At 63.6% G+C, this 23,873-nt stretch carries 23 protein-coding genes and 3 rRNA genes; 18 read left to right on the plus strand and 8 right to left on the minus strand.

The window, feature by feature from the left end:
* From ASD15_RS08100 to rrf (ASD15_RS08110), 3 genes are all read left to right on the plus strand, one after another.
* A 23S ribosomal RNA gene (locus tag ASD15_RS08100) occupies positions 1 to 94 on the plus strand; the annotation flags it as partial.
* Between the two features lie 137 nt (positions 95 to 231).
* Positions 232 to 322, plus strand: a 5S ribosomal RNA gene (gene rrf, locus ASD15_RS08105).
* Between the two features lie 11 nt (positions 323 to 333).
* Positions 334 to 446, plus strand: a 5S ribosomal RNA gene (rrf, locus tag ASD15_RS08110).
* A gap of 50 nt (positions 447 to 496) precedes the next feature.
* Here the strand turns inward: rrf (ASD15_RS08110) and ASD15_RS08115 are convergent.
* From ASD15_RS08115 to ASD15_RS08130, 4 genes are all read right to left on the minus strand, one after another.
* Positions 497 to 844, minus strand: a complete 348-nt coding sequence (locus ASD15_RS08115) for a DUF1840 domain-containing protein (RefSeq protein WP_057154338.1) — start codon at positions 842 to 844, stop codon at positions 497 to 499.
* A gap of 61 nt (positions 845 to 905) precedes the next feature.
* On the minus strand, positions 906 to 1,460 hold the full coding sequence (locus ASD15_RS08120) for a hypothetical protein (RefSeq protein WP_057154339.1): 555 nt from the start codon (positions 1,458 to 1,460) through the stop codon (positions 906 to 908).
* Between the two features lie 41 nt (positions 1,461 to 1,501).
* A complete protein-coding gene (locus ASD15_RS08125; RefSeq protein WP_057154340.1) occupies positions 1,502 to 3,037 on the minus strand; it encodes a YifB family Mg chelatase-like AAA ATPase in 1,536 nt (511 codons plus the stop codon).
* A gap of 107 nt (positions 3,038 to 3,144) precedes the next feature.
* Positions 3,145 to 3,390 (minus strand): accessory factor UbiK family protein, encoded by a 246-nt coding sequence (locus ASD15_RS08130; protein ID WP_057154341.1) that lies wholly within the window; start codon positions 3,388 to 3,390, stop codon positions 3,145 to 3,147.
* A gap of 241 nt (positions 3,391 to 3,631) precedes the next feature.
* Here ASD15_RS08130 and ASD15_RS08135 point away from each other — a divergent pair, with 241 nt between their 5' ends.
* From ASD15_RS08135 to ASD15_RS08190, 12 genes are all read left to right on the plus strand, one after another.
* Positions 3,632 to 4,390, plus strand: a complete 759-nt coding sequence (locus tag ASD15_RS08135; protein WP_057154342.1) for a TorF family putative porin — start codon at positions 3,632 to 3,634, stop codon at positions 4,388 to 4,390.
* A gap of 12 nt (positions 4,391 to 4,402) precedes the next feature.
* The gene (locus tag ASD15_RS08140; RefSeq protein ID WP_056398174.1) at positions 4,403 to 4,741 is read left to right on the plus strand and encodes a P-II family nitrogen regulator; all 339 of its coding nucleotides are present in this window, start codon (positions 4,403 to 4,405) and stop codon (positions 4,739 to 4,741) included.
* 20 nt (positions 4,742 to 4,761) lie between these two features.
* Positions 4,762 to 6,315, plus strand: a complete 1,554-nt coding sequence (locus tag ASD15_RS08145) for an ammonium transporter (protein WP_057154343.1) — start codon at positions 4,762 to 4,764, stop codon at positions 6,313 to 6,315.
* Between the two features lie 148 nt (positions 6,316 to 6,463).
* Positions 6,464 to 7,765 carry a glutamate--cysteine ligase gene (gene gshA, locus ASD15_RS08150; protein WP_057154344.1) on the plus strand — a complete coding sequence of 434 codons (1,302 nt, stop codon included), beginning with the start codon at positions 6,464 to 6,466 and terminating at the stop codon, positions 7,763 to 7,765.
* Between the two features lie 81 nt (positions 7,766 to 7,846).
* On the plus strand, positions 7,847 to 8,800 hold the full coding sequence (gene gshB / locus ASD15_RS08155) for a glutathione synthase (RefSeq protein ID WP_057154345.1): 954 nt from the start codon (positions 7,847 to 7,849) through the stop codon (positions 8,798 to 8,800).
* Between the two features lie 10 nt (positions 8,801 to 8,810).
* On the plus strand, positions 8,811 to 9,212 hold the full coding sequence (locus ASD15_RS08160) for a PTS sugar transporter subunit IIA (RefSeq protein ID WP_057154346.1): 402 nt from the start codon (positions 8,811 to 8,813) through the stop codon (positions 9,210 to 9,212).
* A 25-nt stretch (positions 9,213 to 9,237) separates the two neighbouring features.
* Entirely contained in the window at positions 9,238 to 9,507 is a 270-nt protein-coding gene (locus ASD15_RS08165; protein ID WP_057154347.1) for an HPr family phosphocarrier protein, read from the plus strand.
* A gap of 45 nt (positions 9,508 to 9,552) precedes the next feature.
* Positions 9,553 to 11,298: a phosphoenolpyruvate--protein phosphotransferase gene (gene ptsP / locus ASD15_RS08170; protein ID WP_057154348.1), complete on the plus strand. Its 1,746-nt coding sequence runs from the start codon at positions 9,553 to 9,555 to the stop codon at positions 11,296 to 11,298.
* 136 nt (positions 11,299 to 11,434) lie between these two features.
* Entirely contained in the window at positions 11,435 to 12,532 is a 1,098-nt protein-coding gene (locus tag ASD15_RS08175; protein ID WP_057154349.1) for a homoserine O-acetyltransferase, read from the plus strand.
* Complete coding sequence (gene metW / locus ASD15_RS08180; RefSeq protein WP_057154350.1) at positions 12,529 to 13,140, plus strand: methionine biosynthesis protein MetW; 612 nt, start codon at positions 12,529 to 12,531, stop codon at positions 13,138 to 13,140. Before ASD15_RS08175 ends, metW begins: the two co-directional genes overlap by 4 nt.
* A 62-nt stretch (positions 13,141 to 13,202) precedes the next feature.
* Positions 13,203 to 14,075 (plus strand): M48 family metallopeptidase, encoded by an 873-nt coding sequence (locus ASD15_RS08185; protein ID WP_057154351.1) that lies wholly within the window; start codon positions 13,203 to 13,205, stop codon positions 14,073 to 14,075.
* Between the two features lies 1 nt (position 14,076).
* Positions 14,077 to 15,003 (plus strand): pseudouridine synthase, encoded by a 927-nt coding sequence (locus ASD15_RS08190; RefSeq protein WP_057154352.1) that lies wholly within the window; start codon positions 14,077 to 14,079, stop codon positions 15,001 to 15,003.
* An 18-nt stretch (positions 15,004 to 15,021) separates the two neighbouring features.
* On the opposite strand, the gene ASD15_RS08195 is transcribed toward ASD15_RS08190, so the two are convergent.
* Positions 15,022 to 17,817 (minus strand): Ig-like domain-containing protein, encoded by a 2,796-nt coding sequence (locus ASD15_RS08195; RefSeq protein WP_057154353.1) that lies wholly within the window; start codon positions 17,815 to 17,817, stop codon positions 15,022 to 15,024.
* Between the two features lie 92 nt (positions 17,818 to 17,909).
* Complete coding sequence (locus tag ASD15_RS08200; RefSeq protein WP_057154354.1) at positions 17,910 to 18,683, minus strand: exodeoxyribonuclease III; 774 nt, start codon at positions 18,681 to 18,683, stop codon at positions 17,910 to 17,912.
* Between the two features lie 47 nt (positions 18,684 to 18,730).
* On the opposite strand from ASD15_RS08200, the gene pyrE reads away from it, so the two are divergent.
* The 3 genes from pyrE (at position 18,731) to ASD15_RS08215 (ending at position 20,724) form a co-directional block, all read left to right on the plus strand.
* On the plus strand, positions 18,731 to 19,396 hold the full coding sequence (gene pyrE, locus ASD15_RS08205; protein WP_057154355.1) for an orotate phosphoribosyltransferase: 666 nt from the start codon (positions 18,731 to 18,733) through the stop codon (positions 19,394 to 19,396).
* Positions 19,397 to 19,481: 85 nt separating this feature from the next.
* On the plus strand, positions 19,482 to 19,853 hold the full coding sequence (locus ASD15_RS08210; protein WP_057154356.1) for a hypothetical protein: 372 nt from the start codon (positions 19,482 to 19,484) through the stop codon (positions 19,851 to 19,853).
* Between the two features lie 13 nt (positions 19,854 to 19,866).
* Complete coding sequence (locus ASD15_RS08215; RefSeq protein WP_057154357.1) at positions 19,867 to 20,724, plus strand: alpha/beta fold hydrolase; 858 nt, start codon at positions 19,867 to 19,869, stop codon at positions 20,722 to 20,724.
* Positions 20,725 to 20,896: 172 nt separating this feature from the next.
* Here the strand turns inward: ASD15_RS08215 and gatB are convergent, their stop codons facing one another.
* Together gatB and gatA are read right to left on the minus strand one after the other, a co-directional pair.
* Positions 20,897 to 22,357, minus strand: coding sequence for an Asp-tRNA(Asn)/Glu-tRNA(Gln) amidotransferase subunit GatB (gene gatB, locus ASD15_RS08220; protein WP_057154358.1), 1,461 nt, complete (start codon positions 22,355 to 22,357; stop codon positions 20,897 to 20,899).
* A 24-nt stretch (positions 22,358 to 22,381) separates the two neighbouring features.
* The gene (gatA, locus tag ASD15_RS08225) at positions 22,382 to 23,863 is read right to left on the minus strand and encodes an Asp-tRNA(Asn)/Glu-tRNA(Gln) amidotransferase subunit GatA (protein ID WP_057154359.1); all 1,482 of its coding nucleotides are present in this window, start codon (positions 23,861 to 23,863) and stop codon (positions 22,382 to 22,384) included.
* Positions 23,864 to 23,873: the final 10 nt, after the last annotated feature.

The following is a 23,873-nucleotide window of genomic DNA, read 5'->3' on the forward strand; positions in this document are numbered from 1 at the left end:
GGGTCGTTCGAGACCAGGACGTTGATAGGCTGGGTGTGGAAGTGCAGTAATGCATTAAGCTAACCAGTACTAATTGCCCGTAAGGCTTGTCCCTATAACATTGATAAGTTRTAGGCGAGAAGTGCGCATGTTGTGCGTAGTTGATACGCAATCGCTACATAATAAATCTGAATTCTTCCAAGTTTTAAAGCTGTTGCARCGCCAGAGCGCTGCAAAGCTTACAAGTCAAAGCCTGATGACCATAGCAAATCGGTCCCACCCCTTCCCATCCCGAACAGGACCGTGAAACGATTTTGCGCCGATGATAGTGCTGCAACCAGNTACAAGTCAAAGCCTGATGACCATAGCAAATCGGTCCCACCCCTTCCCATCCCGAACAGGACCGTGAAACGATTTTGCGCCGATGATAGTGCTGCAACCAGTGTGAAAGTAGGTTATCGTCAGGCTAGTTATATGAAAAAGCCCCGCCAGTGATCTGGTGGGGCTTTTTTGCTTTTCAGACGCCCCAAACGATGTCGTGGCCGTCTGTCACGGCCGCGCGCAACATTTCCAGCAGGGGATAGACGCGGGCCGCGAAGCCAATATGCTGCTTTTCCTGCAAGGCAGTGTCGTCTTCGAGCGCGGCGGTGGAATGGGTCTTGTCCTCGTGGTGCTCGATGTCCTGGTCCGGATGAAGCTTGCTGAGCTCCACTTCGTGCTCCAGCGCCGCCAGGGCGCCGGCCGCCTCGGCCGCCGTGATCACGCCTCGCGTGGGACTCTTGTTCAGCAGCTCAAGGATGCGTTCGGCATGCTCTTTGTACATCATGACCGCTGGAGAGGATTTGGATTTAAACGTGATCAACATGGCGTTTCCCCCACTCTTGTTGTGCGTGTTCAAACGATAACACGACTTCCATTCTTGCACATCAGTTCAGCTTGAACGAACGCATGAACGTATCGATCTCGTCGTTCACCATGTGCTTGTCCTTGCCTATCACGACCAGCTGATAGACCCGTTTGTCCCTGGCAATAAACCGTCCCACCAGGCGTAGCGCTTCGCCATTGCGCGCGCCTTTGGCTTCCACGTCGATGGACTGCTGCTGCTGGCTCACGCCGCCGCTGGACGCGGCCGCGCTGGCCTGCTTTTCCGCCGTGACGGTGCCGCCGATATTGGCCACCATCGTGTTTTTCATCGCAGTGATGGCGGCCTGGGCCTGGGCGGCATCGGCCATTTCGGCGGCCCCCACGGCAAAGGTGACGCCATCGACTTCGGCGGCGGCCATCTGCATCTTTACGGTTTCACCCCCCAGGCTGATGCTGCGCGTGTGCGTGGCCGGCTTGCCGGGGAATAGCACGGCGTAGGGCGCTTCCGCGCTGCGGAAGTCGCGCCAGTCGAACTTGGGGCTGCAGCCGCTCACTGCGGCGGCGGCAAGGGCGGCGCCGATGGCGGTACGGAACAGCGTGGTAATTTTAGTATGCATGATGTGATGGTAGCAGGCAGCAAGCGCCGGCGCTATCGCTGCTACAAATCGAGCAGGGCGCGGCGGAACTGGACCGCCTGGCTCACGTGCGGCTCGGCGATGGCAGCTGACTGCTGCAAGTCGGCAACGGTGCGCGCCACCCGCAAGATCCGGTGATAGGCCCGCGCGGACCAATGGAATTTCAGCATGCTCGCCCGCAGCACGGCTTTGCCTGCCCGGTCCAGCTTGCAATGCCGCTCAATCTCTCGCGTGCCCATCAGCTGGTTGCTCTTGCCCTGGCGCGCCTGCTGGATGGCCCAGGCCTGCTGCACGCGCGCCGCGATGGCGGACGAGCTTTCGCCGTCCGACGGCGCTTCCAGCTCTTCGGGCGAGAGCGGATTGACCGAGATCAGCAAATCCATCCGGTCCAGCAAGGGGCCGGAAATGCGGCCCTGGTAGCGCAGGATGGCGTCGGGCGGGCAGCGGCATTTGCCGCTGGCGTGACCATGGTAGCCGCAGGGGCAGCCGTTCATGGCCGCCAGCAGCTGGAAGCGGGCCGGAAAGTCTGCGCGGTGCGCGGCCCGCGAAATGGTGACCTTGCCGGATTCCATGGGCTCGCGCAGCACTTCCAGCACGCGCCGGTCGAATTCCGGCAGCTCGTCCAGGAATAGCACTCCCTGGTGCGCCATGGAGATTTCGCCCGGATGCGGTACGCTGCCGCCGCCCACCAAGGCGACGCCGGAAGACGTGTGATGCGGCGAACGAAACGGCCGCGCCTTCCAGGCGGCAGCGTTGAACTGCCCGCTGAGCGACTGTACGGCGGCAGCTTCCAGCGCTTCCTCGTCCGTCATGGCGGGCAGCAGGCCGGGGAAGCGCGCGGCGAGCATGCTCTTGCCGGTACCTGGCGGGCCCACCAGCAGGACGCTGTGGCGGCCAGCGGCGGCGACCTCGAGCGCCAGCTTGACCGTGGCCTGTCCTTTCACGTCCGAAAAATCCGGATAGTCCGGCGCCAGCGGGAGCGCTGCGGGCTGGTGGCGCAGCAGCGCTCCCGGAGCGGCTTCATCACTCCTGCAGGCGAAGTGGGCGCACACCTGCGTCAGCGACGTGGCGGGGTAGATCAGCGCGTCCCGCACCAGCGCCGCTTCGTCGGCATTGGCCTGCGGCAGGATGAAGGCGCGCCGGGCTTTGCCGGCGCCATGTGTGGCGCGGTGCATGGCATATGTCATGGCCAGCGCGCCGCGGATCGGCCGCAGTTCGCCGGACAGCGACAGCTCGCCGGCAAATTCATAGTCGCGCAAGGGGGAGGTGGGGATCTGGCCGGAGGCAGCCAGGATGCCAAGGGCAATCGGCAGGTCGAAACGGCCAGATTCCTTGGGCAGGTCGGCGGGCGCCAGGTTGACGGTGATGCGCTGGGCCGGCATCTCGTAACCGGCGTTCTGGATCGCCGCGCGCACCCGGTCACGTGCTTCTTTCACTTCCGTTTCCGGCAGCCCCACCATGGCGAAGGCCGGCAGGCCATTGGCCAGGTGCACTTCAACGCTAACTTCGGGCGCTTCCATGCCCGCCAGTGCGCGGCTTCTCAGAACGGCAAGGCTCATGGCGTCCCTCCTGCGGCAAAGCGCGATTGTCCATCTTAGCGCGCCGGCAGCAGGGCGTTTTGACGCCGCTCAAGCTGGCAGTGCCGGCGTCGGCACTGCCGGCAGGCCTATTTTGGTGCAGCGGCTTTCGCTTCCAGTTCGGCCAGGCGCGCTTCCAGGGCGTCCAGCTTGGCGCGGGTCTTGGCCAGCACCTGCGCCTGGATGTCGAACTCTTCGCGGGTAACCAGGTCCAGTTTGGCGAAACCCTGGGTCATCATCGATTTCACGTTTTTCTCGATGTCCTTGGCCGGCGAATTCTCGATTGCCTGGTTGATCTTGCCTTGCAAGTCGTTGAAGAAGTTATTCATGTCCATGGTATTTCCTAGGTTTTATGCCGGCCCGCACCATTTCGGTGCGATGCCTGCTAATTAAGCATTAATATGGTGCGGGATTGTGGCCGCGCCATGCCGCCATACCGGTAATTGCTGCTAACTATCTTGCAAGTTTGCAAGAAGTCAGCTGGCACGCATTCTGCTAAAGAAGTATTGAACGCTTAGGCTTAGCCTGGATTTTAAACCGCAACCGCTACAAAAGTTCAAACTAAAGGATATCGCCATGAAATACATGACCAAGCACCTGACTCTTGCAGCAGCAATCACACTCGCGATGGCTAGCCTGGGAGCTGGTGTGGCCCGCGCGGAAGACGCGCCAGCGGCGAAACCGGATAACGAAGTGTCGTTCAACGCGGCGCTGACCACCGACTACCGCTATCGCGGCATCTCGCAGACCCGCCTCAAGCCGGCATTGCAGGGCGGCGCCGACTGGGTGCACAATCCGAGCGGTTTCTACGCTGGTACCTGGCTGTCGACCATCAAGTGGATCGACGACGCAGGCGGCGACGCCAAGGTCGAGTGGGATGTATACGGCGGCAAGCGCGGTGATCTGGGCGGCGGTTTCAGCTACGACGTGGGCGGCCTGTACTACTTCTACCCGTCCAACGACCTGCATCCGAGCGCCAATACCTTCGAACTGTACGGCGCAGTCAGCTATGGTCCGGCCACGCTGAAGTATTCGCACTCGACCACCAACCTGTTCGGCTTTGCCGACAGCAAGAACAGCGGCTACTTCGACGCCTCGGTGAATCAGGAAATCCAGGACGGCTACATCCTGAACCTGCACGTGGGCCGCCAGAACGTCAAGAACAACAGCGCCGCCAGCTACACCGACTGGAAAGTGGGCGTAACCAAGGATTACGGCGTGGTCACCGTGTCGCTGGCCGCTGTCAAAGGCACCACCTCGGCTTATACCTCTCCGCAAAATGGCAAGGACCTGGCCAAACTGGGTGCCGTGCTGACCGTTTCCAAAATTTTCTAAGCGAGGCCTCCGATGAAACTGATTACCGCCATTATCAAGCCCTTCAAGCTGGATGAGGTCCGTGAGGCCTTGTCGGCGATTAACGTGCAGGGCATTACCGTGACCGAGGTCAAGGGCTTCGGGCGCCAGAAGGGCCATACCGAACTGTACCGTGGCGCCGAGTACGTGGTCGACTTCCTGCCCAAGACCAAGATCGAAGCGGCGGTGGATGATGCCGTGGTTGAACAGGCCATCGAAGCGATCGAGGGCGCGGCCCGCACCGGCAAGATCGGCGACGGCAAGATTTTTGTCTACAACCTGGAACAGGTTGTCCGCATCCGTACCGGCGAAACCGGCAACGACGCTCTCTAAGTCCAAGGGGAACTTTTAAAATGAAGAAAACCATAACAAAACTGCTGGCCGGGGCCGCTGTCCTGTTTGCCTTTAGCGCGGCCCTGCCGGGCTACGCGCAAGACGCCAAGCCAGCCGAGGCGCCAGCCGCCAGCGCGCCTGCCGCCGCCACCGCCGCTCCTGCCGACGCCGCTGCCGCGCCAGCCGCCGCGCCTGCTGCCGCCACGGCCGCCGCCGCGCCGGCCGAAGCGCCCGCCGCCCCAGCACCGGTGGCGAACAAGGGCGACACCGCCTGGATGTTCGTCGCCACGCTGCTGGTGATCCTGATGACCATTCCGGGCCTGGCCTTGTTCTACGGCGGTCTGGTGCGTTCGAAAAACATGCTGTCGGTCCTGCTGCAGGTGTTCATGGTGTTTGCCCTGGTCATCGTACTGTGGTGCATCTACGGCTACTCGCTGGCGTTCACCGAAGGCGGCGCTTTCTACGGCAAGTTCGACCGCCTGTTCCTGAACGGCATCTGGGATCCGGTCAAGGGCGCCTTCAGCGTCGCGGCCACCTTCAGCAAGGGCGTGGTGATTCCGGAGTTCATCTTCGTGGCCTTCCAGGGCACCTTCGCCGCCATCACCTGCGGCCTGATCGTCGGCGCCTTCGCCGAGCGCGTCAAGTTCAGCGCCGTGCTGGCCTTCATCGTGCTGTGGTTCACCTTCGCCTACCTGCCGGTAGCCCACATGGTCTGGTTCTGGACCGGTCCGGACGCCATCAAGGACGCCGCCACCGCCGCTTCCGAGGGCGCGAAAGCCGGCTTCATCTTCCAGAAAGGCGCGCTGGACTTCGCCGGCGGCACCGTAGTGCACATCAACGCCGCCGTGGCTGGCCTGGTTGGCGCCATCATGATCGGCAAGCGCGTCGGCTACGGCCGTGAATCCATGGCGCCGCATTCGCTGACCATGACCATGATTGGCGCGTCGCTGCTGTGGGTGGGCTGGTTCGGCTTCAACGCCGGCTCGGCACTGGAAGCGGGCGACATCGCCGCGCTGGCCTTCATCAACACCCTGCTGGCAACCGCTTGCGCCACCGTGTCGTGGGTCTTCGGCGAGTGGATCGCCAAGGGCAAGCCATCGATGCTGGGCGCGGCATCGGGCGCAGTGGCCGGCCTGGTGGCCATCACCCCGGCGGCCGGCTTTGTCGGCCCGATGGGGGCACTGGTGATCGGCCTGCTGGCCGGCATCGTCTGCCTGTGGGGCGTGAACGGCCTGAAACGCCTGATCGGCGCCGACGACTCGCTGGACGTGTTCGGCGTGCACGGCGTGGGCGGTATCCTGGGTGCGGTCCTGACCGGCGTGTTCGCTGCGCCGTCGCTGGGCGGCCAGGGCATCTTCGACTACGTGGCCAACAAAGCCTCGGCCGACTACTCGATCAGCGGCCAGGTGATTACCCAGCTGACCGCAGTCGGCATCACCATCGCCTGGTCGGCCATCGTGTCCGTCATCGCCTACAAGCTGGTGGACATCGCCATCGGCCTGCGCGTGCCGGAAGAGGAAGAGCGCGAAGGCCTGGACATCACCAGCCACGGCGAATCGGCTTACCACGCTTAATCGCTGTTTTTTCCGCAAAAATGCTGCAAAAGGCGCCCTTCGGGGCGCCTTTTTGCATTTTACGGCCTTTAAATTGGCGTTTTCGCCCCGATTTGGTGAGCTCGCACGGTAAGATTAGACAGTTTCCCCAGTTGTTAAGGATGTAGCCATGGTTCCCCACCTCGTCACGGCCCTGACCGGACCGCTGCTCGACCTCGAAGAAAAAATCCTGGCCGCCACGCCGGCCATTGAGCGCTGGTTCCGCCTCGAGTGGCAGGAGCATACGCCGCCGTTCTATTGCTCGGTGGACCTGCGCAACGCGGGCTACAAGCTGGCCCCGGTCGACACCAACCTGTTCCCGGGCGGCTTCAACCACCTGGCCAGCGAAATGCTGCCGCTGTCGGTGCAGGCCGCCATGGCCGCGATCGACAAGTACTGCCCGGACGCGCGCAACCTGCTGCTGATCCCGGAAGTGCACGACCGCCACCCGACCTACCTGGACAACGTGGCGCGCCTGATGCAGATCTTCCGCCAGACCGGCCTGCACGTGCGCCTGGGCTCGCTGAATCCCGAGATCACCCAGCCGACCCCGTTGGCGCTACCTGACGGCAACATGCTGGTGATCGAGCCGCTGGTGCGCTCGGCCAACGGGCGCCGCCTGGGCCTGAAGGATTTCGACCCCTGCACCATCCTGGTGAACAACGACCTGTCGGCCGGCATCCCGGACATCTTGCAGAACATCCACGAGCAGAGCCTGCTGCCGCCACTGCACGCCGGCTGGGCGCTGCGCCGCAAGAGCAACCATTTCACCGCCTACGACGAGGTGGTCAAGAAGTTCGGCAAGCTGATCGGAGTCGATCCGTGGATGCTCAACCCCTTCCACGCCAAGTGCGGCGAGGTGGATTTCCACAGCGGCGAGGGCCTGGACTGCCTGGCCACCAACGTCGACGCGGTGCTGGCCAAGATCCGCAAGAAATACAAGGAATACGGCATCAAGGACCAGAAGCCGTTCGTCATCATCAAGCCGGACGCGGGCACCTACGGCAAGGGCATCATCTCGATCCGCGACGCGGCCGAGCTGAAGGACCTGTCGGCGGCGCAGCGCGACAAGATGGCCGTCATCAAGGACGGGCGCGTGGTGTCGGACCTGAACATCCAGGAGGGGGTGCCGACCTTCGAGAGCATCAAGGACGCGGTGGCCGAGCCTGTGGTCTACATGATAGACCGCTACGTGGTGGGCGGTTACTACCGCGTGCACGCCGAGCGCGGCGTGGACCAGAACCTGAACGCGCCCGGTTCGCAGTACGTGCCGCTGGCGTTCGCGCAGCAGCACGCGGTGCCGGACCTGCGGGCCAAGCCGGGCACGGCGGCGCCGAACCGCTTCTACGTGTACGGCGTGGTGGCGCGCCTGGCGCTGCTGGCCGCCTCGCTGGAGATGGAGCGCACCGATCCGAATCCTGAGGTGTATTGAGGGCAGGGGCCGGACCCGCCGGGTCCGACCCCTGATGCCAAACTCGGCTAAAATCAGGCATTACCTCGACTGGACGCGCCCATGAAAATTGCATTCCTTGCCGATCCGCTGGCAGGCTTCAAGACCTACAAGGATTCGACTTACGCCATGATGGTGGAGGCGGCGCGCCGCGGCCACGCGGTGTATGCCTTTGAACAAAAGGACCTGGCGCTGACCGAAGGCAAGGTCACGGCCCTGGTGTCGCACATCGCCATGACCGGCGACGAGCACGACTGGTTCCGCGCCTCGCCGCAGGAAGAAACCGGCCTGGACGCCTTCGACGCCGTGATCCAGCGCAAGGACCCGCCGTTCGACATGGAGTACGTGTACGGCACCTATCTGCTGCAGCTGGCCGAGAAGCAGGGCGCGCGCGTGTTCAACCGCCCATCGGCCATCCGCGACCACAACGAAAAGCTGTCCATCGCCCAGTTCTCGCAGTTCACCGCGCCCACCCTGGTGGCCTCCAGTGAAGCGCGCCTGCGCGCCTTCCACAGCGAGCACCAGGACATCATCCTCAAGCCGCTGGACGGCATGGGCGGCACCGGTGTGTTCCGCATCAAGGCCGACGGCCTGAACCTGGGCGCCATCATCGAGACGCTGACCGACAACGGCAAGCGCACCATCATGGCCCAGCGCTACATCCCCCAGATCGCCAAGGGCGACAAGCGCATCCTGGTGATCGACGGCAAACCCGTGCCCTTTTCGCTGGCGCGCATCCCGCAGGCCGGCGAAGTGCGCGGCAACCTGGCCGCCGGCGGCACCGGCGTGGCGCAGCCCTTGACGGCGCGCGACCGGGAAATTGCCGAAACCCTGGGCCCGGTACTGGCGGCGCGTGGACTGTTGCTGGTAGGATTAGATGTCATTGGCGATAACCTGACCGAAGTGAACGTCACCAGCCCGACCTGCTTCCAGGAGATCACCCAGCAGACCGGTTTCCAGGTGGCGGCCATGTTTATCGACGCGGTCGAGGCCCACAGCCAGGCGGCACAGGTATAAGAAGGCGAATATGGTAGGCATACTGCTTATGACGCACGCGCCGCTGGGGCAGGCCTTCATCGCCGCCTGCAACCATGTGTTTCGCGGCGTGACGGAACGGCTGGAAGCGATCGACGTGGTGGCGGACCAGGACCTGGAGGAGGTGCAGCTGCTGGCCGCCGCGGCCATCAAGCGCCTGGACGAAGGCGACGGCGTGCTGGTGATTACGGACGTGAAAGGCGGCACGCCTGCCAATTGCTGCAACAAGCTGGCCGACGCGGGCCGGGTCGAGGTGATCGCGGGTATCAGCTTGCCGATGCTGCTGCGCGCCATCACGTACCGCCGCGACACGCTGGACGTGGTAGTTGAAATGGCCCTGGCCGGCGCGCAGAGCGGCGCCGTCAGGGTGGATAACCGGATCAGGGTGGTTTAGCCCTATTTTGAGACGACTATAAAAAATGATTCAACAAGAACTCGAAATTATCAACAAGCTCGGTCTGCATGCGCGCGCTTCCGCCAAATTCACCCAACTGGCAGCAAAGTACAAGAGCGATGTCTGGCTCACCCGTAACGCCCGCCGCATCAACGCCAAGTCCATCATGGGCGTGATGATGCTGGCCGCCGGCAAGGGCGCCAAGGTCACGCTGGAGGCCGACGGCGCCGACGAGGGCGATTGCATCGCCGCCCTGTCCGCGCTGGTCAACGACAAGTTCGGCGAAGGCGAGTAAATGCCGGATGACCGCAGCCATCTCCGCTCTCTGACAGGTCCGCCCATGGCATCGTTCACCCTTCACGGAATTCCTGTTTCGCGCGGCATCGCCATCGGCCGCGCACACCTGCTGGCGCCTGCGGCGCTGGACGTCAAGCATTACCTGGTGCAGGAAGAACATCTGGAGGCCGAGGTGCTGCGCCTGCAGCAGGCGCTGGCCGCCGTGCACCGCGAACTGCAGACGCTGTGGAACGAACTGCCGAAGGACGCGCCCACCGAACTGGGCGCCTTCATCGACGTGCACGCGCTGATCCTGTCCGACCCGCTGATCTCCGAGGCGCCGCTGGACATCATCCGCACCCGCCACTACAACGCCGAGTGGGCGCTGCTGACCCAGATCGACGAGCTGTCGGCGCAATTCGACGAAATCGAAGATCCCTATCTGCGCGAACGCAAGGCCGATATCCAGCAGGTGGCCGAGCGCGTGCTGAAGGTGCTGATGGGCAGCGAGCCGCTGCAGGCGCCGGCTGCGGCGGGCGACGACGATTTCCAGGCCCAGATGATCGTGGTGGCGCACGATATCTCGCCGGCCGACATGCTCAAGTTCCGCGACCGCTCCTTCATCGGCTTCGTCACCGACGTCGGCGGCCAGAACTCGCACACCGCCATCGTGGCGCGCAGCCTGGACATCCCGGCGGCGGTCGGCATGTCGCAGGCTTCCACCCTGATCGAGCAGGACGACTGGATCATCATCGACGGCGACGCCGGCGTGGTGATCGCCAATCCGAGCGCGCTGGTGCTGGAGCAGTACCGCGAGCGCCAGGCGACGCAGGCGCGCGCGCGCAAAAAGCTCAACAAGCTGAAGAAAACCGCCGCCGTCACCAAGGACGGCACCGCCATCACGCTGCTGGCCAATATCGAACTGCCCGAGGACACGGCCGCCGCCATGGAGGCCGGCGCCAACGGCGTGGGCCTGTTCCGTTCAGAATTCCTGTTCATGGGGCGCGACGCGCGCATCCCGTCCGAGGACGAGCAGTTCGAGCAGTACAAGAAAGCCGTGGTGGCCATGAAGGGCCGCCCGGTCACCATCCGCACGCTCGATATCGGCGCCGACAAGCCGCTGGACCAGGCCGAGCACACCGCGCTCAACCCGGCGCTGGGCTTGCGCGCCATCCGCTACTGCCTGGCCGAGCCGCAGATTTTCCTCAGCCAGCTGCGCGCCATCCTGCGCGCCTCGGCCTTCGGCAAGGTGCGCATCCTGATTCCGATGCTGGCGCACGCCTTCGAGATCGACCAGTCGCTGGCCATGATCGAGCAGGCCAAGGGCCAGCTGCGCGAGGCCGGCGTGAAATTCGACGCCAGCGTGGACGTGGGCGCCATGATCGAAATCCCGGCCGCCGCCCTGGCGCTGCCGATGTTCGTCAAGCGCATGGACTTCCTGTCCATCGGCACCAATGACCTGATCCAATACACACTAGCGATCGACCGGGTTGATTATGAGGTGGCGCACCTTTACAATCCCCTGCATCCGGCAGTGCTGCAGCTGATCGCCATGACCATCTCGGCCGGCCACAAGGCCGGCATCGACGTGGCCGTGTGCGGCGAGATGGCGGGCGACGTCAAGCTCACCCGGCTGCTGCTGGGCATGGGGCTGCGCGAGTTCTCCATGCATCCGGCGCAGCTGCTGTCGGTCAAGCAGGAGATCCTCAACAGCGACCTCGGCCTGATCGTGCCGCAAACCCGCAAGGTGCTGCGCGCGATGGAGCCGGGCGCCATCGCCGACGCCGTGGCCGCACTGCAGGCGATGTAAAAAACCAAGCGTCTAACGCAAAAGCAAGCCTGCGGAACCCATCCTCGCGGTTCCGCATTGATTATTGGCCCGTGGGGCCGCGCAGTATTTATTCTGACCACCCATGCCTTCCATAGGAATCGTCTCGCCGAAAACCATGCATTTCGCGGAGCCGCTGCAGCTGCAAAGCGGCGCACAGCTGCGCGACTACATGCTCATGTATGAAACCTACGGCACCCTGAACGCGGACAAATCGAACGCGGTCCTGGTGTGCCACGCACTGAACGCTTCCCACCACGTGGCCGGCGTGTATGCCGACCAGCCCAAGAACGTGGGCTGGTGGGACAATATGGTCGGTCCGGGCAAGCCGCTCGACACCGACCGCTTCTTCGTCATCGGCGTCAACAACCTGGGCTCCTGCTTCGGCTCGACCGGGCCGATGCACAACAACCCGGCCACCGGCAAGCCGTACGGCGCCGCCTTCCCGGTCGTCACCGTGGAGGACTGGGTGGCCGCGCAGGCGCGCCTGGCCGACCAGCTGGGCGTCGCGCAGTTCGCCGCCGTCATGGGCGGCTCGCTGGGCGGCATGCAGGCGCTGGCCTGGTCCATCATGCATCCGGAGCGGCTGCGCCACTGCGTGGTGATCGCTTCCACGCCCAAGCTGTCGGCGCAGAACATCGCCTTCAACGACGTGGCCCGCACCGCCATCCTGACCGACCCGGACTACCGTGGCGGCGATTTCTACGAGCACGGCGTGGTGCCGAAGAACGGGCTGAAAGTGGCGCGCATGATAGGCCACATCACCTATCTGTCGGACGACGACATGGCCGAGAAATTCGGCCGCAAGCTGCGCGGCGTGGAGGAATATAAATTCGGCTTCGGCATCGACTTCGAGATCGAATCCTACCTGCGCTACCAGGGCGACAAGTTCTCCGAGTACTTCGACGCCAACACCTACCTGCTGATTACCAAGGCGCTGGACTACTTCGATCCGGCGCGCCGCCACGGCGGCGACCTGGCCAAGACCCTGGCCGGCACCAAGGCCAAGTTCTTCCTGGCTTCCTTCACCACCGACTGGCGTTTTTCGCCGGAACGCAGCCGCGAAATCGTGCAGGCGCTGATCAGCAACCGGCGCGAAGTGACCTACGCCGAGATCGACGCGCCGCACGGCCACGACGCCTTCCTGCTGGAGGACGAGCGCTACATGAACATGGTGCGCGCCTATTACGAACGGGTTTGGAAGGAACTGGCATGACTTTTAACGATTTGAGCAGTGCCCGCCCGGACCTGGCCTTCATCGCGCACTGGGTGGCGCAGGGCTCGCATGTGCTGGACGTGGGCTGTGGCGACGGCGTGATGATGGACTACCTGCAAAGCGACAAGCGCTGCAGCGGCTACGGCATCGAGATTGCCGACGACAAGGTGCTCGAGAGCACCAGGCGCGGCGTACAGGTGGTGCAGCACGACATGGAAAACGGCCTCGGCCTGTTTGGCGACAATTCCTTCGACACCGTGCTGTGCCTGTCCTCGCTGCAGATGATGAAGCACGTCGAACCGCTGCTGCGCGACATCGTGCGGGTTGGCAAGGAGGCCATCGTGTCCTTCCCCAATTTCGCCTACTGGCCGCACCGCGTGGCGCTGCTGAAAGGCCGCATGCCGGTGTCCGAATCGCTGCCCTACGAGTGGTACGACACGCCCAATGTGCGCTGCGCCACCATCAGCGACTTCCGCGAACTGGCCGAGGAGCTGGGCCTGGAGGTGATGGAATGCGTGGCGCTGGCCGAAGGCAAGATCGTCACGGTGCTGCCCAACCTGCGCGGCGAGCTGGCGGTGTTCCGCCTGCGCAAGAAGGTCGCGCACTAAGGGCGCTTTATTGTATGCTATTGCCGATAGTTCCCTGTGAACGTTTCCTAAAATAGCACATCATGAAACACCTGAATCTTAAAGCCATTGCGCTGGCGCTGGCAGTCTGCAGCGCCGGCCTGCCTGCGGCCGCGCAGGACGGCATTCCCGTCGAAAGCATGTCGAGGATGCGCGGCCTGGCCAGCGCGGAGGAATTCGACGCCCAGTCCAAGCAGCAGTACTTGCAGCTGATGAGCGAGGCCCAAAAGAAAGGTGCGCTGCTGCCGGACAACGATCCGCAAGTGGTGCGCCTGCGCGCCATCGCGCGCCGTATCGTGCCGTTCGCCACGCGCTGGAACCCGGACGCGGCCAGCTGGAAATGGCAAGTCAACCTGCTGGACGCGCCCACCGTCAATGCCTTCTGCATGCCGGGCGGACGCATCGCCTTCTACAGCGGCATCCTCACCAAGCTCAACCTGACCGACGATGAAGTGGCCATGGTGATGGGCCACGAAATCGCCCACGCGCTGCGCGAGCATGCGCGCGCGCAGGCCGGCAAGAACACCGCCACCTCGGTGTTCTCGCGCCTGGTGGGGGCCGGCGCCGCGGCTTATTTCGGCGTCGATCCGCGCCTGGGCGAAGTGGGCAGCGACCTGTTTACCAAGGGCATGTCGCTCAAGTATTCGCGTGACGACGAGCGCGAGGCCGACCTGGTCGGCATGGACCTGGCGGCGCGCGCCGGCTACGATCCGCGCGCCGGCGAAGTGCTGTGGCAGAAGATGGGCAAGCAGAGTTCCGGCGCGCCGCCGGTGTTCATGTCGACCCACCCGGCCGGCAAGGAGCGCATCCAGCGCATGAACGAATCGCTGCCGCTGGTGATGCCGGTGTACGCGCGCGCCAAGGGCGTGCAGCAGGCGTCGCTGCCGCCGTACCGCACCACGCCCGCGCCGAACTGACATGCCGTCGCGCGACCAGGGGCAGCTCCAGGCCGCGCCGCCGTTGCCGATCCGGGACGGGGTGGCGCCGAGCTACCTGTGGCTGCCGGAGGGGGACTGGCCGGACATGCTGTCCTTCCTGCTGGCGCGCTATCCCGCCGTGACCGAGGCCGCATGGCGCGACCGCATGGCGCGCGGCGACGTGGTGGACGGCGAAGGCCGCCCGCTGCAGCCTGCCAGCCGCTACCGGCGCGGCATGCGCATTTTCTATTACCGCGAGCTGGAGCAGGCCGAAACGCCGATTCCGTTCCAGGAAGAGATCCTGTTCCAGGACGAGCACCTGCTGGTGGTGGACAAGCCGCACTTCCTGCCGATGACGCCGGGCGGCCGCTTCCTGCAGGAGACGCTGCTGGTGCGCCTGAAGAAGCGCACCGGCCTGCAGGACCTTACGCCCATCCACCGCCTGGACCGCGAAACGGCCGGCGTGGTGGTGTTCTCGTCCAATATCGCCAGCCGGGGCGCGTTCCAGTCGCTGTTCCAGAAGCGCGAAGTGCAGAAGGAGTACGAGGCGCTGGCGCCGCGTCTGGACGGGCGCGCGTTTCCCTTCACCTACCGCAGCCGCATGGTCGATGGCGAGAAGTTCTTTGTCATGCAGGAAGAGGCGGGCGAGCCCAATTCGGAAACCGTGATCGACGTGATCGAGCATGGCTATGCGGGCGGCGAGCACACCTTGTACCGGCTGTGGCCGCACACCGGGCGCAAGCACCAGCTGCGCCTGCACCTGGCCTCGCTCGGCATCCCCATCGTGAACGACGCCTTCTATCCGGTGGCCCTGCCGTGCAAGCAGGATGACGTGTCCCAGCCGTTGAAGCTGCTGGCGCGTTCGATTACCTTCCCCGACCCGGTGGGCGGCGGCATCCGCCATTACGAAAGCCGCCGCAGCCTGTAGCGGCAAAGCCGCCCCGGCTCAGAGCAGGGCGGCGATGTCGACGCTGGGCGCGCCGACCAGCACGATCAGGTGCGCATCCTGGTTCACGTAGATGTCGTGTCCGCCCAGCAGGTCGCTGATGGCGTTAAATCCCAGCAAGGCCACGTTGATCAGCGTGAGTTCATGCCAGCCTGCCGCGCCGGCCAGTTCGACGCGGCTGCTGGCCGCGCCCTCCACCGCCAGCAGGCCGTAGCCGGGAATGATGGACGTTGGCAGCTGCAGCGCGCCCAGCCCCGACAGGTTGCCCAGGCTGAAGGTGACGTTGCCGCCCAGCGTGATGGACTCGAAATTCTTGATGGTGCCGGTCAGATCGTTCAGGTTCAGCGAGTTCGACAGCACCAGCGTGTCGATCCCGGCGCCGCCGTCCAGCATGGCGGCGTCGGCGCCGGTCAGCGTCACGGTGTCGTTGCCGGCGCCCGCCAGCAGCACGGTTTCCGCGCCGGCGCTGAGCGTATCGTTGCCGCTGCTGCCGAACAGCGTCGGGCTCTTGCCGGCACCATACGGGTTGTCTGCGATATTGCCGGCGCGGTCGATCACCCGCAGATCGATGGTGCCGTGCGACTGGAGCGCCACGCCGGTGGCGTTCCAGCTGCCGTTGCTGGCCGCAGCCTGGACCCAGCTGCTGCCGTCGAGCGAATACTCGATGGATTCGTCTTCCTGCAGCGTACCCTCGTAGGTGCCGCTGATGGCGGTGTCGTTGCGGCTGAAGTTGTCGACGCTGGCGATGGCCGCCTGCGGCGCGCTGCGGTCCAGCGTCAGGTCGAAGCCGAGCGCGCCCGGCGCACTTTCCTGGCCTGCAACGTGATACTGCTTGACCAGGATCTTGCCCGCCAGGTAGGCGCCATCGTTCGGCACGCTGAAGCTGACGGTGCCGCCGTCGGCGCGCTGCTCGGCTGAGTAGCTTGCGCCGCCGTCGAGCGAGTATTTCCAGTAGCTGGCCGTGATGCCGCTGACTATGATGGCGGCAGCGCTGGTGACGCCGTCCCCGGCCGCGCCGGTATCGGAAATGGACAGCGTGGGCGGCAGCGGAATGACCTGGCTGTCGCCGTTGACCAGGAAGCCCAGCAGGTTGTCGCTGCCGGTGTAAGTGTTGTGCGCCAGGTCCTTGATCTCGCCGATGCTGCGCACGGTGTAGCTCTTGCCAGCGGCCAGCGGATTGAGCAGATTGATGGTCAGCACGCGCGTTTCGCTGTCGTAGGACAGATAGCTGTAGTCCGGTGCTTGCCCGTCGGCTGGGGGCGGCGTTTCAAAGCTAAGTTCCAGTACGCTGTCGTCGTTGCCGACGATGGCGATGCCGTTGCTGGCGATCCAGGCGATGTCTTCGCTGAAGGTGAGCGTGATGGTCTTCAGGCCGGGATCGACCGCCGGGCCGTTGTTGACCGGGGCGGTGTGGATGATTTCCGGGCCGCTGGTATCGATCACGATGTCGAGCGCGGTGCCGGTGCCGGCGCCCCGCGTGCCGAGCGCGTCGCTGGCGTAGGCCACCAGGTGGTGCGCGCCTTCGGCCAGCGTGTCGACGTCGATGTCGATGGCGCCGCCGTAAGCGCCCAAATCGTACGCCGTCAGCGTGTGGACGCCCACCACCTTGTCGCTGGCTTCATCGTAGATCTTGATGGTGTCGCCCGCCACCAGGCCGGCCAGGCCACGGATGTTGAGGTGCACTTCCGGCGTGGTGTCGCTGGTCAGGCCGTCGTTCGCATGCTGGCCGCTGTCGCTGCCGGCATCCAGCGTGACGCTGCGCTCGGCCAGCGAACCGGGCTTGCGCCCGTAGCTCACCGTGTTCCAGCCGCCGCTGCCGAAGTTGCCGGCGCCGTCCCTGACGGCGGCCGGATTCAGCGCCACGTCGCCGCCCGGCAGGCCTTCATTGCCCATGGTGACGATGGCGGTCCAGGTCTTGCCGTCGGCCGATGCCTGCAGACTGCTCAGCGTGCTGTTGTGCTTGCCGAACGCGTCCAGCGTCAGGCCGCTCACTTTTTCGGAGAACACCACGGTCAGCCGGGCCGACTCGCCGGCGCTGAGCGTTTTCTGGTCCAGCGAAATGCTGGAGATGACGGGCCCGGTGGTGTCGTAGGTGTATGCCTGGCTCAGCGCTTCGGTGCTGGCTCCGGCGCTGTTGCTGACGCGGGCGCGCAGCGTGCCGCTGGCGGCGATGGTGGCCTCATAGCTCCAGTTGTTGCCGCTGACGGTGGCCGTATGCCAGGTCTGGCCGTCGATCGATACTTCCACCTTTTCGCCGCTGCGCAGTGCGCCCTGGAAGGTGCCGCTGAAGTGCTGGTCGGCGATATTGGTGAGGAAGGGGCTGACGCTGCCCCAGCTGACCATCGACAGCGTGCTCACCACCGCCGTGGGCAGGGGCACCGCGGCTGCGCCGACGGTGAAGTTCAGTTTGCTGGCGTCGGCCAGTCCGGCGTAGGCCTGGCCGGTTTCGCCCAGCAGCACGCCACTGCCCATCTGCACGCTGTAGCTGAGGCCGGCCTTCAGGTCGGCGCTCGGGTTGATGGTGACCTGGTTGCCGTTGATCGTCACCTGGCTGGCGTCGGCGATGCTGATGGTGCGGGTGTCGGTGGCGCCGACCAGGCGCGTGTGCAGCAGTCCGTCGCGGCCCATATAGGTCTGGGTGGCGCCGTCGCTGATGGTGATATAGCCGCTGCCCGCGCGCATGGCTGCGCTGAAATTCAGGACGATGTTGGCCCCGGCATGGACGGAGCCGGTATTGTCGGCGGGCGTGGCGGAAGTCAGGACGGGCGTGGCGGCCGTGGGCGTGGCGATGGGCATGGAATTGGAAAAGGCAGGGGCAGGGGCAGGAGTGCTACCGTATGGTATCAATAAAGTAGCCCCGCAGCATCAAATTTTACATATGAGTAATATCAATGCGGATGGTAGTCGATGATGAGCGGCGCATGGTCCGAGAAGCGCTCATCCTTGTAGATCGCCACCTGGTGCGCCTTGCTGGCGATGCCCTTGGTTGCCACGTGGTAGTCGATGCGCCAGCCGACGTTCTTTGCGTACGCCTGGCCGCGGTTGCTCCACCAGGTGTATTGTTCTTCGCGCTGGTCCAGGCCGCGGTGCACATCGACAAACCCCACCTCGTCGAACACGCGGGTCAGCCAGGCGCGCTCCTCGGGCAGGAAGCCGGAATTCTTTTTGTTGCCCTTCCAGTTCTTCAGGTCGATCTCGTGGTGGGCGATATTCCAGTCGCCGCAGATCACCACTTCGCGGCCTTCCGCGTGCAGGTTCTTGAGGTGCTCGATAAAGGAATCCATGAAGCGGAACTTGGCTTCCTGGCGCTCCGGGCCGGACGAGCCGGACGGGCAGTACACCGAAATCACGGTCAGGGTGCCGAAATCGCAGCGCACGTAACGGCCTTCCGCGTCGAACTCCGGATTGCCGAAGCCGATCATCACCGCATCCGGCGCGATCTTGCTGTAAATGCCGGTGCCGGAATAGCCTTTCTTTTCCGCGTAGTGGAAGTGGCCGTGATAGCCGCCGGGGTTCAGGAACTCGGGCGTCATGTCGGTGGCGACCGCTTTTAGCTCCTGTACGCAGACGAAGTCGGCATCTTGTTTCGCCATCCAGTTGAAGAAGCCTTTGGTGGCGGCGGAACGGATACCGTTCAGATTTGCTGAAATGATTTTTGGCATAGGGGCACAGGGATTAAAATACAGGCACTTACTACTTACGAGGCAATATGAAAAATTTACGGCAAGAGTTTATCGCGTTTTCCGTGGCAACGGGAGTTTTGCGCTTTGGCGAGTTCACCACCAAGGCGGGGCGCCAGTCGCCGTACTTCTTCAACGCCGGCCTGTTCCATGAGGGCGCCACGCTGGCCCAGCTGGCCCAGTTCTACGCGCAGACCCTGCTGGACTCCGGCGTCGAGTTCGACATGCTGTTCGGCCCGGCCTACAAGGGCATCACGCTGGCTTCCGCCACGGCGGTGGCGCTGGCCGGCAAGGGCCGCAACACCTCTTTCGCTTTCAACCGCAAGGAAGCCAAGGACCACGGCGAAGGCGGCACCATCGTCGGCGCCAAGCTGCAGGGCAAGGTTGTCATTATCGACGATGTGATCTCGGCCGGCACTTCGGTGCGCGAATCGGTGGCCATGATACGTGCCGCCGGCGCCGAACCGGCCGCCGTGCTGATCGCGCTGGACCGCATGGAGCGCGGCGCCAAGGATGGCGTGATGTCCGAACTGTCGGCCGTGCAGGAAGTGGCGCAGACCTATGGCATCCCGGTCATTTCCATCGGCAACCTGGATGACCTGTTTACCTACCTGTCCGGCGCGGCGGCCGATCCGGCCCTGCAGCAATATAAGGACGCGGTGGCGGCATACCGGGCCCAGTACGGCGTAGCCTGAGCAGCACGAACGCGCGGCGCTGTACTCTCGGCAAGCCTATGCTAGACTGTATTTTCTTTGCTGTAACATTGACGCTGGAGCAACAATGAACATCGCAACACTGAAGGTATATGGCGACGCCGATGCACTGGCCGACGTTCGCGACGGTTTGCCTGCCGAGCCGGACAGCGACTGGAAGAAGGGCGACGCGCGTCCGGACGGCCGGGTGCGCATCGATTCCGGTTTTTACGTCAACCTGGCCACCGACAAGAACCCCATGGTCCTGCTCAAGCAAGTGCACGGTTTCCTGGTGGAGTGCCAGGCGCGCGGCGTGTCGTTCGACGCGCCGAATATCGAGGCCGAACTGCGCATCGCGTATGTCGGCGATCCCGCTCCGGGCTCGCCGACCCTGGATTTCTCATTAGCGGAATTGACGCTGCTGACGGAAATGGGCATTACCCTCAGCATTACTTCTTAAAGCATACTTCTTCATGCGCTTCTCTGAAGACAGGCTGGCCCGTTTCAAAGGACGGGACGGAGTCGAGCGCACCATTCATATTTGGGAACCTTCCCAGCCGCGCGCGGTCATCATGGCGCTGCATGGTGCGTTGGCGCATGCCGGTGATTATGTCACCCCGGCTTTGTACTTCCGCAGCCACGGCATTGCCACCGCCAGTTTCGATATGTGCGGACACGACGGCAAGCGCCGCGCGGATATTCCCGATTTCGATATTTTCATCGATGAGGCGGAATTATTCCTGCAGTGGGTGAAAAAGCACTATCCGGATTTACCGGTATTTATCATGGGCCATTCCATGGGGGCGTTAATCGCCACCAGGGTCGGCCTGGAGCGTTTGCGCCGCAATGACGATGTGCAGGGATTTATTCTATCGTCGCCGTATTATGTAAATGCGGTAAAGATATCTCCGCTGCTGCAGAAAATGTCCGGCTTGCTGGCGCGGCTGGTTCCGACCATGAAAGTGCCGCTGGCTTCCTTTACCGATGTGCTGACGCACGATCCCGCTATTACTGCGCGCCATCACGCCGATGAAAGCGATGCCCTCCGGGCCACGGAACTGACCGTGCGTTTCGGCCATGCCTTGAGTGAAGCGCAAAAAGGACTGGCCGAAAAAATGCAGGGATGGCGCTATCCGGTTTTTGCCGTGGTGGCCGGTGACGACAAGCTCGCCGACGCCAAGGCGGCCGAAGCCATGCTGACTTCAATAGACAGTAGCCTGCTGCGTTATAGCTTCCAGCTGAAGAATTACCACGAGAATTTCAACGAAACGAATCGCGAAGAAATCTTCGCCGATATACTCGGCTGGATGCAGCCCCGCATCGGTTCCTGAATCGCCACGCCTGCCCTTAGCCCCGACCGCCGCATTACAGGCTGTTTTTGGCCAGACTTATGCCAGATTCTGGCGTGATCGTGCTCAAAACTGGCCGGATCGGCGCGCGGACTGCGGCGCTGGCAATAAAAAAAGGCGCCCGAAGGCGCCTTTGCGTTTGCCACCGAATAGATCAGCCGGCCAACTTCTTTTTCAGCAGTTCGGTCAGCTGGGCAGGATTGGCCTTGCCTTTGGAGGCTTTCATCGCTTGGCCGATCAGGGAATTGATGGCTGCTTCCTTGCCGGCGCGGTATTGCTCAACCGATTTCTCGTTTGCCGCCAGCACATCATTAACGATGGCTTCCAGCGCGCCGGTATCCGAAATCTGCTTCAAGCCTTTGGCATCGATAATGGCGTCCACCAGGTTTTCATCCGCCGAATTGGCTTCCCACATGGCGCTGAAGATTTCCTTGGCGATCTTGTTGGAAATGGTGCCGTCGGCAATACGCTTCAGCATGGCCGCCAATTGCTCCGGTTTCACCGGCGCTGCGCCGATATCGGTATTCTCGCGGTTCAGCGTGGAGGACACATCGCCCATTAGCCAGTTGGCTGCGGCTTTGGCATTTTCCTTGCCGGCCCTGGCAACGACGGCTTCGAAATAAACCGCCATGGCTTTGGACGAGGTCAGTATCAGCGCATCATATTCCGGCAGCGCGTATTCTTCGATAAAGCGCGTGCGCATTACGCCCGGCAATTCCGGCATATCGGCCTTGACACGCGAAATCCAGTCTTCGGAAATAGCCAGCGGCGGCAAATCCGGGTCAGGGAAATAACGGTAATCTTGCGCGTCTTCCTTGCTGCGCATCTGACGCGTTTCTTTTTTATCCGGATCGTATAAGCGGGTCGCTTGCACCACGCTGCCGCCGTCTTCGATCAATTCAATCTGGCGGCGCACTTCAACGTGGACGGCTTCTTCGATAAAGCGGAAGGAGTTCAGGTTTTTAATTTCGCAGCGGGTGCCGAATTCGGTCGCGCCTTTCGGGCGCACGGACACGTTAATATCGCAGCGGAAAGAACCTTCCTGCATATTGCCGTCGCAAACGCCCAGCCACATGACCAGGCCGTGCAGCGCCTTGCAGTAAGCCACGGCTTCGGCCGCGCTGCGGATTTCCGGCTCGGACACGATCTCCAGCAGCGGCGTGCCGGCGCGGTTCAGGTCGATGCCCGACATGCCGTGGTAGTCCTCGTGCAGCGATTTGCCGGCGTCTTCTTCCAGGTGGGCACGGGTCAGGTTGACGGTCTTGGTGACGAACTTGCCGTCCTTCTCGTAGCCGAAGGTCAGCGCGCCACCCTGGACCACCGGGTCTTCGAACTGGCTGATCTGATAGCCTTTTGGCAAGTCCGGGTAGAAGTAGTTCTTGCGCGCGAAGATGGACTGCGGCGCGATCTTGCCGCCCACGGCCAGGCCGAAGCGGATGGCGCGGTCCACCGCCATCTTGTTCATCACCGGCAGTACGCCCGGCAGCGCCAGGTCGACCGGGCTGGCCTGCGTGTTCGGCTCGGCGCCGAACTTGATCGGCGAGCCGCTGAAGATTTTCGATTCGGTAGTGAGCTGCACGTGGTTCTCAATACCGATGACGACTTCCCATTCCATGTTTCTGTTCTCTCTAGTAAGGGATTAGATGCCGCTCGGGGCCTGCTTGTGCCACTCAGTTGCTTGCTGGAACTGGTGCGCCACGTTCAGCAGCTTGGCTTCGGCAAAGTAGTTGCCGATGATCTGCAGGCCGACCGGGCGCTGGCCGTTCTTGTCGCCCTGGCCGAAGCCGCAAGGGATGGACATGCCGGGCAGGCCGGCCAGGCTGGTGGACAGGGTATAGATGTCGGCCAGGTAGTTGGCCACCGGGTCGGACTTGGAACCCAGGTCCCAGGCCACGGTCGGGGCCACCGGGCCCATGATGACGTCGCATACCGCGTTCGGGCCGTTCAGCACGGCTTCGAAGTCCTGCGCGATCAGGCGGCGGATGCGTTGCGCCTTCAGGTAGTAGGCGTCGTAGTAGCCGTGGCACAGCACATAGGTGCCGACCATGATGCGGCGCTGCACTTCCGGGCCGAAACCTTCGGCGCGGGTCTTCTTGTACATGTCCTGCAGGTCCTTGTAGCCGTCGGCGCGGTGGCCGAAGCGCACGCCGTCGAAGCGCGACAGGTTGGACGAGGCTTCCGCCGGGGCGATCATGTAGTAGGCGGGGATGGACAGCGCGGTGTTCGGCAGCGAAATGTCGACCAGGATCGCGCCCAGTTCCACGTACTGCGCCAGCGCGGCGCGCACCGCCGCTTCCACGTCGGCTGCCAGGCCTTCGCCGAAGTACTCTTTCGGCACGCCGATGCGCAGGCCGGCCAGCGGCTTATCCAGGTCGCGCGCGAAGTCTTCCTCAATACCGCCTTGTTCCGGCGTCAGGCTGGTCGAATCGCGCTCGTCGAAGCCGGCCATCGCGTTCAGCAGCAGGGCGCAGTCTTCGGCGGTCCGGGCCATCGGGCCGCCCTGGTCCAGCGAGGACGCGAAGGCGATCATGCCGAAGCGCGAGACGCGGCCGTAGGTCGGCTTGATGCCGGTGATGCCGCAGAAGGCGGCCGGCTGGCGGATCGAGCCGCCGGTGTCGGTGCCGGTCACGCCCGGCGCCAGGCGCGCGGCCACGGCGGCGGCCGAGCCGCCCGAGGAGCCGCCCGGCACGGCCGCGTGGTCCCACGGGTTTTTCACGGGGCCGAAGGCCGAGTTTTCATTGGCCGAGCCCATCGCGAATTCGTCGCAATTGAGCTTGCCCAGGGTGACCATGCCGGCCGCGTTGAACTTCTGCACCACGGTGGCGTCGAACGGGCTGACGTAGTTGGCCAGCATTTTCGAGCCGGCGGTCGAGCGCCAGCCCTGGGTCACGAAGATGTCCTTGTGGGCGATCGGCACGCCGGTCAGCGCGGTGGCGGTGCCGGCGGCGATGCGCGCGTCCGCGTCGGCCGCTTGCGCCAGGGTCAGCGCGCGGTCCACGTGCAGGAATGCGTTCAGCTCGCTTTTCTCGATGCGGTCCAGGAAATGCGTCGCCAATTCGGTGGCGGAAATTTCTTTGTTTTGCAGGAGCGTGGACAGCTCTTTAATGGTTTTGGTATGCATGGATATTATT

This window comes from Massilia sp. Root351, from assembly GCF_001425045.1.
Taxonomy (GTDB): Bacteria; Pseudomonadota; Gammaproteobacteria; order Burkholderiales; family Burkholderiaceae_D; genus Rugamonas.